Below are 12,770 nucleotides of genomic sequence, written 5' to 3' on the forward strand. Positions count from 1 at the left end.
TTACCCAGTCCCCTATTCAGGACAATTTCACCTCATCGGCAAAGTTACCCCAACGGACAAAGTAAAATGGACCGGCGACAGAACCCCAAATATGCTGATCTGTGTCCGGATCTCTACCTCGATCACGGCTGATGAATTTTTCGCCATCAATTTCAAAATCACTATCTAGGTAGGTTGTTTGTCCTTTGCGGACGACAATACAACCCTTACCTGGTTCAACAGTGCCTTTAAAGCATTTACCACTCCACTCAACAATCATGTTACAACCGCAGAGTTTTTCTAGGCGATCGCTTGTTAAAGTCTGCAATCTTCCTACATCACGAGATGCACCGTAAAAATCCTTTTCATCTTTGACTGTGTAGTTTTCAATGACAATCTTTTCATTCTCTATCACTAACTTCAACACCCGCACCCGATAGGGATCTTTGAGATCATAATCATACGCCTGTTCTACAAAAAAACCCACCGCAGACAGCAGCGAATAGGGCAGGGGACGCATACATACACGAATATGGGCATAAAAAGCCGGATTTTCAAACACTTGGGCTTGATTACTAAAATCAGCCGCCATCCACTGCGCTAAAGTGGCAATATCTGTAGAATGAGTCATAGGAATTTGGGATTTTCTTAGTCAATAGCCTGGACACACATTAGCTCATTTTAAACCTTGGTGTGTCATGTCGCTTTGATCCAAAATCTAAAATCCAAAATCCAAAATCCTATTAACCGAACCTGCCAGAAACATAGTCATGGGTGCGGGTATCAAGAGGGTTACGGAAAATTTGGCCAGTATCCCCAAATTCCACCATTTGACCAATGCGACTTTCATCCGTGCTAAAAAAGGCCGTAAAATCAGAAACACGGGTGGCTTGCTGCATATTGTGGGTGACAATCACAATTGTAAATTCTGAGCGCAACTGATGAATTAACTCTTCTACTTTCATAGTTGCGATAGGATCAAGGGCTGAACAAGGTTCATCCATTAATAACACTTTAGGTTTAACAGCTAAAGCTCTCGCTATACATAAACGCTGTTGTTGTCCTCCAGAAAGACCTAAAGCAGATTGGTGAAGCTTACCTTTGACTTCATCCCACAGTGCTGCACCTTTAAGCGCGGATTCGACAATTTCATCTAATTCTACTCTGGGACATCTGCCAGCAATTCTTACACCATAAGCCACATTTTCATAAATACTCATAGGAAAAGGATTCGGTTTTTGAAATACCATGCCAATTTCCCGCCGCAGACGATTGATATTAATGCGAGGATCGTAGATATTTTGACCAAAAAATTCTATTTTACCTTCTACCTTGACCTTGCCTTCTAATTCACTGATCCGATTAATGGTTTTAATAAATGTAGATTTACCGCAACCACTCGGACCAATTAAAGCTGTGACTTTGTTTTTATAGATATCTAATGATATACCTTCAATGGCTTTATAATTTCCGTAGTAGAAGCTGAGATTTTTGACTTTGATGGCAGTAGTTAGATTATTCATGATTGACTAAAGATAAAATTGTAGGAGTTCTGTAGGGGCAAACGGCCGTTTACCTGTTCAGGAGTTCAGAATAAATAAGAAAGAAGTAACTTATTTTTTCCTGGCAATAAAGCGTGATAACAAACTAAAAAACAACACGATAGTCAGAAGAATAATGGCAGTAGTCCAAACCAATTTATTTACTTCTGGATCAGGATTATTGTAAAGATTAAAAATTAATACTGGTAGAGAAGCAGTGGGACTTAATAGACTATCTGACCAATTTTGACTAAATAAGGCGGTAAATAGTAATGGCGCTGTTTCACCCGCAGCACGAGCGATCGCTAAGGAAATACCAGTAGTAATTCCGGGAATAGCAGCATTAACAATAACACGAAAAGTAGTTTGGAATCGAGTACCCCCCAAAGCTGCTGATGCCAAACGTTGAGGAACGGGAATTAGCTTTAAGGCTTCCTCCGTGGTTAAAGTTATTACTGGTAGCATAATTACAGATAAGGCAAAACCGCCAGCAATCGCACTAAACTGTTTGGTAACTAAAACTACTGCCCCATAGGCAAATATCCCGACCACAATGGAAGGAACACCCGTGAGAATAGTGGCAATAAAGCGAACATACTGGGTGAAAGGGTTCGTTTGACTAAATTCTGCTAAAAAAATGCCTGTCATTACCCCTACAGGAATACTGAGTAATGCCCCAATACTCACCATAATTATAGTCCCCAGAATGGCATTAGCGAAGCCATTTTCAATCAAAGGACTAAATAACATCTCTAGCTTAAAACCGGCAATTCCTCGTGAGAGAATTTCCCATAATATAGATAACAATGGTAGCAGTGCTAAAATACTCAAGATGAAGGCAAGGCCATTCATTAAATATGTAAATACTTGCCTAGTTATGGGTAAAGATTGAGATAAATCAGCAGCGATTAATTGATCTATTTCGGAATTGGAATACTCACGCATATTAGTTTTTAAATTTTCAAGTTTTGATTATCTATGCTTTTTACCAACCCACTGTACTAAAAGCACAGCAGCAATGTTGATGGCTAGAGTTAAGGCGAATAAAATTAAGCCTAAATAACTTAATGAACCAATATGTAATCCTTGTTCAGCTTCAGCAAATTCATTCGCTAAAATAGCGGGAATAGTATAAGCTGGATTAAGTAAAGATAGACTAATTTGGGCATAGTTACCAATTACCATGGTTACTGCCATGGTTTCGCCTAAAGCTCGCCCTAGAGATAACATAGCCGCACTAACAATACCAGAAAAAGCTGCTGGTAATAAGACTCGAAACACCGTTTCCCAACGAGTTCCTCCTAAAGCCATGGAACTACTACGCAACTCTTTAGGAATAGCTAATAAGACATCACGAGAAATAGCAGCCATTGATGGCAAAATCATAATCGCCAGAATAATTCCGGCGGTTAACATATTATTGCCGACTGGGTCTTGGGTGTTAAATAGGGGTATAAATCCCAAGTTATTACCTAACCACTTTTCCAACGGTTCGAGAACAGGAATAAAGGTAAAAATTCCCCATAAACCGATAATTACGCTGGGAATGGCAGCAATTAATTCTACAACAAAAGCGATAGTAGTTTTAACCGGATTGGGTAAAAAATCTTCACTGGTGACTAACGCCACAGATAGCCCTACAGGAACAGTTAAAAAAATAGCGATCGCACTCGTTACTACAGTTCCGTAAATATAAGGTAATGCCCCAAAAATCTGATTACCTGTATCCCAATCTTGACCCCAGAGAAAACCTAACCCAAATTTACTAACTGCTGGTTGTGCTTCCTTAAAAATTACCCAAGTCATCAGCAACAAAATACTGACAGTTAACCCAGCAAAAATATAAACTAACCATGTAAATCCCCGATCAAAAGTGAAAGCAATCCCACCTCTAGAGGTTAAATCAACATTCACATCTTCGGAAGGGTTATAATTATTATCTTCTGGTTGCAATCCAAATATATTAGCCATGATCAATACAAAAAATATTAAATCTCATTTACAGTAGATTACCAGTGAACTAAGACAGAAAAATGAATTATCAAACTATTGTGGTGCGGGCATCTTACCCGCTAATTGTCTAAATTGTCTCAAGACGTTCCGCCGGAACGTCTCTACAACAATGTTTAATTAATCGCCCAGATATGAAAAATTACTTCACTGAACTATTAACTGTTTGTAAAACCCGATTGACAACATCACCAGGAATCTTTGTATAGTTGAGGTCATCATTATATTGTTGACCATCTTTAAGAACCCAGTTAATCCATTTTTTAACAGCGTCAGCTTTAGCGGGAGTAGGATACTTTTTGTAAACCATCATCCAAGTTAAACCCACAATAGGATAACCCTGTCCTGGATCTCCCACAAAAACGCGGTAGTTATCAGGGAATTTTACTGTTGATAAAGCTGCATTAGCTCCTGCTAAGGAAGGAGCGACAAATTCGCCTTTTTTGTTTTGTACTTCTGCGGATTTGAGCTTATTTTTAGTTGCATAATCATATTCAACATAACCAATAGCCCCAGGAGTACGAGCTACTAAAGCCGCTACCCCAGGGTTTCCCTTACCTCTGAGAGCATTTGGTAAAGTCCATTTGGGTGCAGTATTCGCGCCAATTCTTCCCTTAAAATAGGGGTCAATAGAGCTTAAATGATTAGTGAAAATGAATGTTGTACCGCTGCCATCAGCGCGAACTGCAAATTTAATGGGTTGGTTGGGAAGATTCACTCCTGGGTTATCTGCTTTAATTTGTGCGTCATCCCAGTTGGTAATTTTTCCTGAAAAAATTGCGGGTAATGTCTTCCGGGATAATCTCAGTTTGTTAACACCAGGCAAGTTATAAACAACGGAAACAGCACCACCAGCAGTGGGGACTAAAATCACACCATTCTTAACTTTAGCGATTTCATCATCTTTCATCGCCGCATCACTAGCACCAAAGTCAACAGTTCCATTAATGGTTTGACGAATACCACCGCCGCTACCAATTGCTTGATAATTAACTTTTAAGTCGGGGTGTTTTTTCTTCACTTCACGCGCATAACGTTCGTAAAGAGGAGCAGGAAAGGTCGCTCCAGCACCGTTTAAAGTTTCAGCTTGTGCAATCACTGTTAAAACCGGACTCAATGCAACAGCCCCGGTGATAAATGAAGTGGCAACAACACGATTCAAAATGGTGGAGAAAAAAGCCATACTGCCTCTTAAGTGTTAAGGAATACTTACATGGGGAATTACATCCTCAGATAAGTATGATTGCTGATGGTTAATAATAAATTAATAACAAGTAAAAAGAAAATTAAACTATGTTTAAATTTATGAAGATAGGTTAATAATTAAGTTTACTTAGTAATCAGGTTGACGGTTGACTGTCACCTCTTCCCCCTGCTCCCTCTTGTATATTACTATAAAATATCCCAGCAGAATCATATCAATAAAGAATCTGCTAGGAGTACTTGACGCCATGCTTAAACAAGTTAAATTTGAATTACATAAGCATAAATAGTTACTTATTACCAACTAGAATAGACAAAAAAAGATGTATAAATTGGTTAAGATTGCTTATTTAATAGATTAACTTGTGATTAAAATAAAGCTTGCTAACTACTAAGATAATGTGTTGTTTTTGAGAGCAATTCCCATCTCAGCCAGGATCGGTAGTTAGATCATACTGACATTTTAGTAATGTAAAATAATTAATTGTCACTTCTGGACTCCTGATGTTTATAGCAGCCTAGACAGTGACAAAATAAGCGATTGAAGAGAATTTTATGGCGCTGATAGTTCAAAAATACGGTGGTACGTCTGTTGGTTCAGTGGAACGCATTCAAGCTGTTGCCCAAAGAGTCGCAACAACGGTGAAAGCAGGAAATTCTGTGGTAGTGGTGGTTTCCGCTATGGGAAAAACCACAGATGGGTTAGTGAAACTAGCTAATGATATCTCTAAAAGCCCCAGCCGTCGGGAAATGGATATGCTGCTTTCCACAGGAGAGCAAGTCACCATTGCTTTATTAAGTATGGCATTACAGGAAATTGGGCAACCAGCGATTTCTATGACTGGCGCTCAGGTAGGCATTGTTACCGAAGCAGAACACACCCGCGCTCGGATTTTACATATTGAAACAGAGCGCTTGATGCGGCAGATAAATCAAGGTAAAGTCGTTGTTGTGGCAGGATTTCAAGGAATTAGCCACACCGAAGAATTAGAAATTACTACTTTAGGTCGTGGTGGTTCTGATACTTCCGCCGTGGCATTAGCCGCCGCCATCGGTGCTGATTTTTGTGAAATTTATACCGATGTACCAGGTATTTTAACTACAGATCCTCGCTTAGTTCCCGAAGCCCAATTAATGTCAGAAATTACCAGCGATGAAATGTTGGAATTGGCTAGTTTAGGGGCGAAAGTGTTACATCCTAGGGCGGTAGAAATTGCCCGTAATTATGGCGTTCCCTTGGTGGTGCGTTCTAGTTGGACAGATCAACCGGGAACTTGGGTGACAACACCGCAAAGACAAGATCGGCCGTTAGTAAATTTAGAATTAGCTCGGCCTGTGGATGCGGTAGAATTTGATATGCAACAAGCCAAGGTGGCTTTATTGCGTGTTCCTGATAGACCTGGGGTAGCAGCCCAATTATTTGGGGAAATTGCTCAACAAGATGTTGATGTGGACTTAATAATTCAGTCTATTCATGAAGGTAATAGTAACGACATTGCTTTTACAGTAAATACATCAATATTAAAACGGGCAGAGTCAGTATCATCAGCTATAGCACCAGCTTTGAGAAAAAATCATGATTCTGATGAAGCCGAAGTATTAGTAGATAAAGATACTGCTAAAGTGAGTATTGTGGGGGCGGGGATGATTGGCCGTCCAGGGGTAGCAGCACAGATGTTTCAAACCTTAGCCGCTGCTGGTGTCAATATTCAGATGATTTCTACCAGTGAAGTTAAGGTAAGTTGTGTAGTTGATGCGGAAGATTGCGATCGCGCTATAGCTGCCCTGTGCAACACCTTTGAAATTAGCTGTTCTTCTACTACCCTAAGTTATGCCAGTGCTAAAGCTCCGGCTGTACGTGGTGTGGCTTTAGACGTGAACCAAGCCCAGATCGCTATTCGCCAATTACCAAACCGTCCTGGTATAGCAGCAAAATTATTCGGATTTTTGGCAGAATCTAACATCAGCGTGGATATGATCATTCAATCCCAACGCTGTCGCATAGTTAATGGTGTCCCCCATCGGGATATTGCCTTTACTGTTGCTCGCATGGACGCAGAAAACGCTCAACAGAAATTGAAACAAGCTGCACAGGAGTTTGGATGGGGTGAAGTAATTTTAGATAGTGCGATCGCTAAGGTGAGTATAGTTGGTTCAGGGATGTTAGGACAACCCGGTATTGCCGCTAAAATGTTTACAGCTTTAGCTCAAAATCACATTAATATTCAAATGATTGCCACATCAGAAATTAAAATTAGTTGTGTTGTCTCACAGGATGAAGGTGTTAAAGCTTTGCAAGTTATTCATACAGCTTTTGAATTAGCTGGAACTGAAAAATTTGTCGTCCCCGCGTGAAGATATAGCAGGGGAGCAGGGGAGAAAATTCTTTTGCTTCTTGCCTATTCCCTAAATTTAAAATATCCAAGTTAAATGTCTCAAAGCTTATCCAACTTTGTTTTTTTCATAATTGCAGCACTCCGAGAAATTTCCGGGTGTTACAGTTTCTGGGCATGGTTAAGATTAGGCAAAAGCATCCTTTGGGTAATTCCCGGAATTTTGACTTTGATGATCTATGCTACTGCCCTAACTAAAATAGATGCAGATTATGCCGGTAGAGTGTATGCTGCTTATGGGGGAATTTATATCCTTTCATCACTATTATGGTTCTGGTTAGTGGAAGGGGTAAAACCCGATAGATGGGATTTATTAGGCGTAATTGTTTCTTTAATAGGGACAATAATTATTATATTTGGTTCACACAGATAATTGTAAGTATTCAGCTATAGCACTTGTTCATGCCCAGATCCCCGACTTCTTTTATTGATTGTGTCCATAAATGATAAATTGCTCATAGAAGTCGGGGATCTTTTTGCCTCACCTGAATTCTTAGAGATAATTCAATAATCAAACGCGGATGGACGCAGATAAACACAGATGAGATCCCCGACTTCTCAGATTAATTTATAATTGACATACCAGATAAAAACAGAAGTCGGGGATCTGAGTTTTTCAACTACCTTCTATACTCATCCCCACAGTCACCAATTAACTGATATAAATCTTTTGACTCTTGAGAAACAGTATCTATTTTCCCTATATCTTCAGCATCCAAACTAAACCCAAACACCCGCGCATTGTCTGACAAATGTTCCGCAATTCCCAACCTGGCACCGACAATTACACCGCCGACTGCTGGCTGATTTAAAATGTAATTTACAGCCACATTTGCAATACTTACTTGATGTTTATCGGCAATGGTTTTTAAAGTATTTAGTAACTCTTGAAATAATCCCCAACCGCCCCAAGCGTCAACCATTTGTTTATATTTTCTCAAGCTGGTGGTGTTAATTTCCAAGCTTTTTGGCTCTGGTTTACCTAAATATTTTTCTGATAATAAACCACCACAAACACTACCATAAGTAAACAATTTAATATCATGCTGTTGACAAAATTTAACCATATTTACTTGGGGTCTTCTGTCAACTAATGAAAACTGCACTTGATTAGAAACAATTTTGATTCCTGCTGCGGTGATAATTTGCAAATGTTCCGTATCAAAATTAGTTAAAGCTAAATGTTTGATTTTTCCTTCAGTTTGCAATTCTGCCATATACTTGAGAGCATCTAAATAATTAGAATCTCGATATTCCCACCAATGAAACTGCATTAAATCTAAGGATTTAACATCCATTCTTCGCAACGATATATCAATATTTTCCTCAACCAGTTTTTTCGTCATCTTTCCAGGACGAGGAACCCATTTTGTAAAAGCTTGAATATTATTTACCGCTTCTTCTCCACGAGTCGCTATGATTTGACGACGAAACTCCCCAATAAAATCCTCCGCAGGTCCATAATGGTCTGCTAAATCCCAAGTTGTAAAACCAGCATCCACATATTGAAACATAGACTCAATCGCAGTTTTCGGGTTAATGCGTCCATGTCCCCCAGAAACTTGCCACATTCCATTTAAAATGCGGCAAATTTTTAAATCAGGAGTAAATTGTAAATAGCTTGATTGAGGTAAAGTCATATTTTTTGTATTATTTCCAATCTTTTTCTGCTTGTTCCAAAACATAAGCGGCAACGGTTTGAATTTCCTCTGTTGTTAAACGATCTTTATAAGCTGACATATTACTTTTACCGTTAGTGACGATATTTGTAATTGCTTCTAAAGAATCCATTCTATATTTTTTTAAGGCATTCTTTTTTAAGTTTTTACCTCGTCTAATTATATTACCGCCATTGATATGACAACCAGCACAATGGAAACTGAAAATTTCTGCACCTTTGGCTGTATCTAAAGCCTTAGCGGGTAAGTTGAAATTAATTGTCCATAAGGAAAATGTACATATTATGAAAATAATTAGTTTTTTCATCAGGTTTAATTTAGTCATTTTATAAGGATTCAAAATCAGCCATAAAACCAGGAAATTTCGCGCTTTTTTCTTGAAATTCCTCTGCGTCACTCACATCTTCTATTTTATATATCATGATGCGTGTACCATCAGGCATTTTTTTAGAACCAATTAATTCTGTTTGATAATTGTCTGCCATTTTCTTAAATTCAGCCCCGCTAACTTTCCAATCTTCGGCTGAACAGGTGATATTAACGCGCCACATAGTTATAGTTTCTTGAGTTTTGACTAATGTTGGTATTTACCTACACTTTATCACAAAAAGCTGTTCAATCTGTGAGGAGGTGTTGTCATAGTATACATTATTAATATCCTATTTTTGCAAAGTTCTCTAGCTGAGGGACATAAAGAAGTAAAACAGGCAATTGAGTCAATAGTGGATAAGAAAGAAGATGAATAAACTCAAGTACCAAATGATTATCCAATGGTCTGACGAAGATAATTGCTTCTTAGTAGGATTCCCTGATTTTCCAGGACAAAAATGGCGCACTCATGGGGATACTTACGAGTTAGCAGTAACGAATGGAATAGAAGCCTTAGACTCTCTAATTATTGGTTACGAAGCTGTGGGTGATCCACTTCCAGAACCTACAGTTTGTAATGCAGCATAGGTAAAGAATTGAAGTAAAATAACCCAACAACGCTGGTTGGATTTTCTGGCCTGGTTTTTGGGTTGATTAAATCATATTATTACGTATAATTACTGTATGTTATTAAGCTAATAGTTTATATATTATATAGCGGTATGCACTTGAATGAGATACAGAATTTACCTAAAAAACTATACACTCTCATGACTTTCAACTCTGTTCCCTGTTCCCTGTTCCCTGCTATAGTCACAGCGTTTGTCTGAAATACAAAATCTGGCGATCATTGGTTACAGAATCCTTAGAGAATAGGACTTACGCACTGTACAAATTCACCATGATGTGCGTGAACGAAAATCCGTCGTTTCAGGCTTTTGGCGATTAACTTCCGATCAATAGCGAACTGCTTGCAGCAGCGCTTCGCTATCGCCCAAAAATAATTAAAAAATCACGTTGAAATGCCCGAAACCCATACCTCATATTTGGTTGATCCTGTCAATGCGTAAGTCCTAGAGAAATAGCAGTTTGGTAGCAATATTGAGGTAATTTACGCTCAGAGTTTAGGAACGGATATTTGATAAAATAAATCAGAACGCATTCTAGTAAGTAGAAAAATTATGGATGAAGTAGTTAGAAAAGTTGCCGCTTTAGGCTTGCCTGGTGTGTTACTTGTAGTTACAATGGCTACTACTGGTCTTGTAGGGGCTGCTGCTATCACAACAGCTTTAGCAACACTGGGTGGTCCATTTGGTATGTTAGGTGGTATTGGTTTACTGGGAATAGCCGCATTAGTTTCTGATTCTCTAGGTAAATATGGTATAGAAGCAATACTTGTTGCAGTTTATAATGAGCGCTGCAAACAAGAGTCTAGAGAAAAGCTGTGTAGAGAAATTGATGGTTTAGCTATTTCTAGTGACTTAGAACGCAGGCTAAAAGAAATTGTTGGTTGTAATTAATTTAAGAGGGAGTGCAATAGTTAAATATGATAAATCCAGGAGTTGCAAATATTCCAAGACGTAGAATTGCAAGAACTAGATTATCAAGAAATATTCAACAATATGAAGAGTTTATGAGTGATGGCTACAACTACATCCTTAATCCAGTAAGCAAAGAATTACATATAGTGGGTCTAAGTAATTTTTTTGGTTCTCACAATCTTACATCCGCAAATTTAGAAGAATACTTGGGTATTTATAATCTAGACAATAATACTCCAATTCACCTTTTTTCCAATGGGACAGAAATCCTACTCTACTGGCATGATACCAATAAGTTAATCGGAAATTATATCCTGAATAAATGGAAATACTGTTTTCCACACTAAATTCGTAGAGCGTGTTAGGGAGCGATACGAATCATCAATTTATAATTAAGATAGAGCAGATGGTACAAAACATGACTGAAATTGCAGAAAAACTCAAAATTGAACTTTCTCAACTCTCTATACAAGATCGTGCAGAACTTGCCTACTTTTTAATTCATTCTCTAGAAGAAAGTAAAGATGATGATATAGAGGTTGCTTGGGATAGAGAATTAACTAGAAGATTAGACGAAATCATAAGCGGAAAAGCTATTGGTGAATCATCGAATCAAGTATTTTCTAAGTTGCGAGAGAAGTATTCGTGAAGCCAATTATTATTCACACCGAAGCTATCAGGGAGTTTGATAGCGCGATCGCTTACTATGAAGATCAAAAGATAGGATTGGGGCTGGATTTACTATCTCAAGTAGAAGAAGCTCTGGGAAAAATCCAACAAAATCCCAATTTAGGAACGCAACACACTATTGCAGGGGTACTTCGTTACGTGATCCAAGGGTTTCCATATCTCATTTTCTACGTAGAATTAGAGGAGTTTATTTGGGTAATTGCGATCGCCCATGGAAAGCGAAGACCAAACTATTGGAAAAAAAGACAACTTGAATAAATATTGTGATGTGGGCAAAATGCCCACCCAAATTACAACTTCAGATATAGAAAAACACATCAATGATGATGAAAATGAACACCTATGAAAACATCATAAATAAACTCAAAGAAATCCTTTTTCTGCAATAATCCTGAAGTTTGGGGACTGCCTTTTTCATCCAATAATGGCTTCATCAAATAATAAGTCGGTTGGTAATTATACCAAGGAATTGAAGGCCAAAGATGATGAATTAAATGATAATTCTGACCCATAATCAGGATATTCAGAACTTTACCAGGATAGACACGAGCATTTTTCCAACGATTTCGTTCCACAAAGGGACGGTGGGGTAAATAATCAAAAAATAACCCCAATGCTATCCCCACTATAAAAGCAGGAATAAACCAAAAGTTAAGAATATAGCCCAAAAAATGATACTGGATAGAGATATAAAAAATACTAACGATAATTAAGCGACTAATGAACCATTCCATTAGTTCATAGTTACGCCATAACCGTCTTTGAAAGAAAAATACTTCATGGTACAAGAATCTTACCGCAATCAACCACAGTGGACCACCCGTAGAAACGTAGTGATCAGGGTCATCTTTAGGGTGATTAACATTACCATGATGTTGTAAATGTACTCGTGTAAATACTGGAAAAGCAAAGGCTAAAATCAAGGCGCTGCAATGTCCTAACACCGCGTTAACAATGGGATTACGATGGGCGGACTGGTGACAAGCATCATGAATTATCGTTCCTGAACAATGTAGCGCTAGAGTATTGATACTAAAACATAACCAATGGGGCCATTCCCACAGCCAGTACCCAAAGTTAGACAAAACTAACATCATCACTACTATGAAAAACATGAGTAGTGTAGGGTTGAAATCACCAGGAGGTGATAAAAGTTCTTTGGGGGGAATTGTCAGTGGCTTTTGTGCCTCCGACGTGAGCATTACTAACTCCTTTCATAATCAATCTCTAGGCATCATACTATTAATCTGAGTCAAGAGTAAAGTTATGTAAAGCAAGATTTATCTATAATCGTGCCTCAGAATCCATAAATGAAGCTATCATTCTTGGCTAAATGAGTGTTTAGACAAAAAAACTCCTGTTTGA

General features: G+C 38.4%; 16 protein-coding genes. 7 read left to right on the forward strand and 9 right to left on the reverse strand.

Features of this window, described 5'->3' with window-relative positions; genetic code table 11:
- Nucleotides 1-16 precede the first annotated feature (16 nt).
- From CUN59_RS03140 to pstS, 5 genes are all read right to left on the reverse strand, one after another.
- A complete protein-coding gene (locus CUN59_RS03140; RefSeq protein WP_104386459.1) occupies nucleotides 17-610 on the reverse strand; it encodes a chromophore lyase CpcT/CpeT in 594 nt (197 codons plus the stop codon).
- Nucleotides 611-722: 112 nt separating this feature from the next.
- On the reverse strand, nucleotides 723-1,502 hold the full coding sequence (gene pstB / locus CUN59_RS03145) for a phosphate ABC transporter ATP-binding protein PstB (protein WP_104386460.1): 780 nt from the start codon (nucleotides 1,500-1,502) through the stop codon (nucleotides 723-725).
- A gap of 90 nt (nucleotides 1,503-1,592) precedes the next feature.
- Nucleotides 1,593-2,465, reverse strand: coding sequence for a phosphate ABC transporter permease PstA (pstA, locus tag CUN59_RS03150; protein ID WP_104386461.1), 873 nt, complete (start codon nucleotides 2,463-2,465; stop codon nucleotides 1,593-1,595).
- Nucleotides 2,466-2,492: 27 nt separating this feature from the next.
- Entirely contained in the window at nucleotides 2,493-3,491 is a 999-nt protein-coding gene (gene pstC, locus CUN59_RS03155) for a phosphate ABC transporter permease subunit PstC (RefSeq protein WP_104386462.1), read from the reverse strand.
- Nucleotides 3,492-3,672: 181 nt separating this feature from the next.
- Nucleotides 3,673-4,713 carry a phosphate ABC transporter substrate-binding protein PstS gene (gene pstS, locus CUN59_RS03160; protein ID WP_104386463.1) on the reverse strand — a complete coding sequence of 347 codons (1,041 nt, stop codon included), beginning with the start codon at nucleotides 4,711-4,713 and terminating at the stop codon, nucleotides 3,673-3,675.
- A gap of 575 nt (nucleotides 4,714-5,288) precedes the next feature.
- On the opposite strand from pstS, the gene CUN59_RS03165 reads away from it, so the two are divergent.
- A complete protein-coding gene (locus CUN59_RS03165; RefSeq protein WP_104386464.1) occupies nucleotides 5,289-7,088 on the forward strand; it encodes an aspartate kinase in 1,800 nt (599 codons plus the stop codon).
- A 75-nt stretch (nucleotides 7,089-7,163) separates the two neighbouring features.
- Nucleotides 7,164-7,499, forward strand: a complete 336-nt coding sequence (locus CUN59_RS03170; protein ID WP_104386465.1) for a YnfA family protein — start codon at nucleotides 7,164-7,166, stop codon at nucleotides 7,497-7,499.
- A gap of 247 nt (nucleotides 7,500-7,746) precedes the next feature.
- Here the strand turns inward: CUN59_RS03170 and CUN59_RS03175 are convergent, their stop codons facing one another.
- Genes CUN59_RS03175 through CUN59_RS03185 form a run of 3 tightly spaced genes read right to left on the reverse strand, consistent with a single transcriptional unit; the run spans nucleotide 7,747 to nucleotide 9,356 of the window.
- The gene (locus CUN59_RS03175; RefSeq protein ID WP_104386552.1) at nucleotides 7,747-8,766 is read right to left on the reverse strand and encodes an aldo/keto reductase; all 1,020 of its coding nucleotides are present in this window, start codon (nucleotides 8,764-8,766) and stop codon (nucleotides 7,747-7,749) included.
- A 10-nt stretch (nucleotides 8,767-8,776) separates the two neighbouring features.
- The gene (gene petJ / locus CUN59_RS03180; protein ID WP_104386553.1) at nucleotides 8,777-9,112 is read right to left on the reverse strand and encodes a cytochrome c6 PetJ; all 336 of its coding nucleotides are present in this window, start codon (nucleotides 9,110-9,112) and stop codon (nucleotides 8,777-8,779) included.
- A gap of 19 nt (nucleotides 9,113-9,131) precedes the next feature.
- Nucleotides 9,132-9,356: a hypothetical protein gene (locus tag CUN59_RS03185; protein WP_104386466.1), complete on the reverse strand. Its 225-nt coding sequence runs from the start codon at nucleotides 9,354-9,356 to the stop codon at nucleotides 9,132-9,134.
- A 187-nt stretch (nucleotides 9,357-9,543) separates the two neighbouring features.
- On the opposite strand from CUN59_RS03185, the gene CUN59_RS03190 reads away from it, so the two are divergent.
- From CUN59_RS03190 to CUN59_RS03210, 5 genes are all read left to right on the forward strand, one after another.
- Nucleotides 9,544-9,762: a type II toxin-antitoxin system HicB family antitoxin gene (locus tag CUN59_RS03190; RefSeq protein WP_104386467.1), complete on the forward strand. Its 219-nt coding sequence runs from the start codon at nucleotides 9,544-9,546 to the stop codon at nucleotides 9,760-9,762.
- Nucleotides 9,763-10,355: 593 nt separating this feature from the next.
- On the forward strand, nucleotides 10,356-10,694 hold the full coding sequence (locus tag CUN59_RS03195; RefSeq protein ID WP_104386468.1) for a hypothetical protein: 339 nt from the start codon (nucleotides 10,356-10,358) through the stop codon (nucleotides 10,692-10,694).
- A gap of 26 nt (nucleotides 10,695-10,720) precedes the next feature.
- Nucleotides 10,721-11,062 (forward strand): hypothetical protein, encoded by a 342-nt coding sequence (locus CUN59_RS03200; RefSeq protein WP_104386469.1) that lies wholly within the window; start codon nucleotides 10,721-10,723, stop codon nucleotides 11,060-11,062.
- Between the two features lie 71 nt (nucleotides 11,063-11,133).
- Nucleotides 11,134-11,364 (forward strand): addiction module protein, encoded by a 231-nt coding sequence (locus CUN59_RS03205; protein WP_104386470.1) that lies wholly within the window; start codon nucleotides 11,134-11,136, stop codon nucleotides 11,362-11,364.
- Nucleotides 11,361-11,663, forward strand: a complete 303-nt coding sequence (locus CUN59_RS03210) for a type II toxin-antitoxin system RelE/ParE family toxin (protein ID WP_104386471.1) — start codon at nucleotides 11,361-11,363, stop codon at nucleotides 11,661-11,663. Before CUN59_RS03205 ends, CUN59_RS03210 begins: the two co-directional genes overlap by 4 nt.
- A gap of 59 nt (nucleotides 11,664-11,722) precedes the next feature.
- On the opposite strand, the gene crtR is transcribed toward CUN59_RS03210, so the two are convergent.
- Nucleotides 11,723-12,607: a beta-carotene hydroxylase gene (gene crtR, locus CUN59_RS03215; RefSeq protein ID WP_104386472.1), complete on the reverse strand. Its 885-nt coding sequence runs from the start codon at nucleotides 12,605-12,607 to the stop codon at nucleotides 11,723-11,725.
- Between the last annotated feature and the right edge of the window lie 163 nt (nucleotides 12,608-12,770).

It is taken from the genome of Cuspidothrix issatschenkoi CHARLIE-1 (assembly GCF_002934005.1).
GTDB lineage: Bacteria > Cyanobacteriota > Cyanobacteriia > Cyanobacteriales > Nostocaceae > Cuspidothrix > Cuspidothrix issatschenkoi.

Coding starts and splice junctions, on each gene's coding strand:
- CUN59_RS03195 (WP_104386468.1), top strand. CDS start 10,356: ATGGATGAAGTAGTTAGAAAAGTTGCCGCTTTAGGCTTGCCTGGTGTG.
- pstC (WP_104386462.1), bottom strand. CDS start 3,491: ATGGCTAATATATTTGGATTGCAACCAGAAGATAATAATTATAACCCT.
- petJ (WP_104386553.1), bottom strand. CDS start 9,112: ATGAAAAAACTAATTATTTTCATAATATGTACATTTTCCTTATGGACA.
- CUN59_RS03185 (WP_104386466.1), bottom strand. CDS start 9,356: ATGTGGCGCGTTAATATCACCTGTTCAGCCGAAGATTGGAAAGTTAGC.
- CUN59_RS03205 (WP_104386470.1), top strand. CDS start 11,134: ATGACTGAAATTGCAGAAAAACTCAAAATTGAACTTTCTCAACTCTCT.
- crtR (WP_104386472.1), bottom strand. CDS start 12,607: ATGCTCACGTCGGAGGCACAAAAGCCACTGACAATTCCCCCCAAAGAA.
- CUN59_RS03190 (WP_104386467.1), top strand. CDS start 9,544: ATGAATAAACTCAAGTACCAAATGATTATCCAATGGTCTGACGAAGAT.
- CUN59_RS03200 (WP_104386469.1), top strand. CDS start 10,721: ATGATAAATCCAGGAGTTGCAAATATTCCAAGACGTAGAATTGCAAGA.
- CUN59_RS03175 (WP_104386552.1), bottom strand. CDS start 8,766: ATGACTTTACCTCAATCAAGCTATTTACAATTTACTCCTGATTTAAAA.
- CUN59_RS03165 (WP_104386464.1), top strand. CDS start 5,289: ATGGCGCTGATAGTTCAAAAATACGGTGGTACGTCTGTTGGTTCAGTG.
- pstB (WP_104386460.1), bottom strand. CDS start 1,502: ATGAATAATCTAACTACTGCCATCAAAGTCAAAAATCTCAGCTTCTAC.
- pstS (WP_104386463.1), bottom strand. CDS start 4,713: ATGGCTTTTTTCTCCACCATTTTGAATCGTGTTGTTGCCACTTCATTT.
- CUN59_RS03170 (WP_104386465.1), top strand. CDS start 7,164: ATGTCTCAAAGCTTATCCAACTTTGTTTTTTTCATAATTGCAGCACTC.
- pstA (WP_104386461.1), bottom strand. CDS start 2,465: ATGCGTGAGTATTCCAATTCCGAAATAGATCAATTAATCGCTGCTGAT.
- CUN59_RS03140 (WP_104386459.1), bottom strand. CDS start 610: ATGACTCATTCTACAGATATTGCCACTTTAGCGCAGTGGATGGCGGCT.